We start from the raw sequence: 817 nt of genomic DNA, 5'->3' as shown, positions 1-817 counted from the left end.
GGACGAGGATGACCCCGATGAGCGCGAGAGTGACGATCAGGAAGACGATGAGGAGGATGGTGGACATGGTGGCGTCCCTCTACCCCCTTGAGGCGTCCAAGGCCAGAGTGGGGTGTTGACAGGGAGATACGCCGGACATGACCGGGATCGAAGCCACGCTCCGCGCCGCGGTCGAATCGGGGCGCGTGCCAGGGGTGGTCGCCCTCGCCGCGACGCGCGACGGGCCGGTGTTCGAGGGAGCCTTTGGCGTGCGCAGCCTTTGTGCCCCTGGGGGCGATCCGGCGCCGATGACCCTGGACACGGTCTTCGCGCTGGCTTCCATGACCAAGGCGGTCACGTCCGTCGCGGCGATGCAGCTGGTGGAGGAGGGCCGGATCGGCCTCGACGACCCCATGGGCGCCATCCTGCCGGAGATGCGCGACCCGCTGGTGCTGGAGGGATTCGACGCGGCCGGGCAGCCGGTGCTCCGTCCCGCGCGCGGCGCGGTCACGTTGCGGCACCTGCTGACCCACACCGCCGGCTACGGCTACGACCACTGGGACCCGCTGCTGGACCGCTACATGCGGCTGGCGGGGCTTTCGGGCGGGCCGCGCACGGCGAAGGGCATGCCGCTGATGTTCGATCCGGGCACGCGGTGGCAGTACGGGATCAACACCGACCTCGTGGGCCAGGTGGTGGAGGCGGTCTCCGGCCGCGGCCTTGGGGCCTATTTCCGCGAGCGGATCCTGGGGCCGCTGGGGATGGAGGATACGGGCTTCGCCGTCCCGCCGGCGTGGCGGGCGCGGATGGCCGGGCGGCATCAGCGCGGACCGGATGG

At 71.5% G+C, this 817-nt stretch carries 1 protein-coding gene; it reads left to right on the top strand.

Annotated features, from left to right (window positions below):
- Positions 1-137: 137 nt before the first annotated feature.
- On the top strand, positions 138-817 hold a 680-nt coding region (locus AC1DWF_RS33450; RefSeq protein WP_476842799.1), incomplete at its 3' end, for a serine hydrolase domain-containing protein.

This window comes from Aminobacter sp. P4_D5, from assembly GCF_056401815.1.
The sequence above is the reverse complement of the archived record's forward strand: the minus strand, read 5'-3'. Positions and strand labels throughout refer to the sequence as shown.